1 protein-coding gene is annotated in these 679 nt (G+C 79.4%); it reads right to left on the bottom strand.

Annotated features, from left to right (window positions below; genetic code table 11):
- The coding region (locus KN815_RS49505) for a helix-hairpin-helix domain-containing protein (protein WP_301184727.1) at positions 1-679 on the bottom strand (679 nt) is incomplete at both ends.

Here is a 679-nt window from a genome sequence, read left to right as displayed (position 1 = left end):
CTCCCACTCGGGCGCGCCGGGGCCGCCCGTGGGCGCCTCGCCGTCCGCGGCGCCGCCCTGTGGTGGGACGAAGGTGCTCGCCAGCCGGGCGAGCGCGTCGGCCAGGCTCTCCTCCGCCAGGGCATAGCGGTCCAGCCCCAGCAGCACCCGCACCGGCTGCTCGGCTTCCTCGTCGTCGGCCGCCTGGGGACGGGCCCCCGGCGGGGCGTCGAGCGCGTCCTGGAAGACCAGCACCGCGCCCTCCGCGATCGCGGTGCGCAGCGCCTCGTCCGGGTCCGGCACGGACACCTTGGCGAGCGCGTCGCGCAGCGTGGACGACTCCAGGGCGGTGTGTCCTTCGAGGGCGGCGCGCTCCAGCAGCCAGCCGGTGAGCGCCAGCGCACGGCGCTCGTCGCCGGGCTCGCAGTCCGGGCCGAGGAGGGAGCGGGCGAAGCCGTCCGCCTGCTCGGGGCGCACACCGGGCACGGCCAGCAACTGCCAGGGGTCCTCGCGCAGCGCCTCGGCGGCGCGCTCCCCGAGGGTTTCGGCGACCGGCCCGGCCAGGGTCTCGGGGGCTCCACCCGCCGCGAGCACCTCCCGGACGTCCCCGCTGCCGGGGATCTCGCCCCCTGGCCCGGACACCGGCCGGACCGACGGCGGGCGCACGGCCGCGGGCGCGACGGCGGAAGCCGCCACACGG

Origin of the sequence: Streptomyces niphimycinicus, assembly GCF_018883605.1 — a bacterium.
Lineage (GTDB): Bacteria > Actinomycetota > Actinomycetes > Streptomycetales > Streptomycetaceae > Streptomyces > Streptomyces niphimycinicus.
The sequence above is the reverse complement of the archived record's forward strand: the minus strand, read 5'-3'. Positions and strand labels throughout refer to the sequence as shown.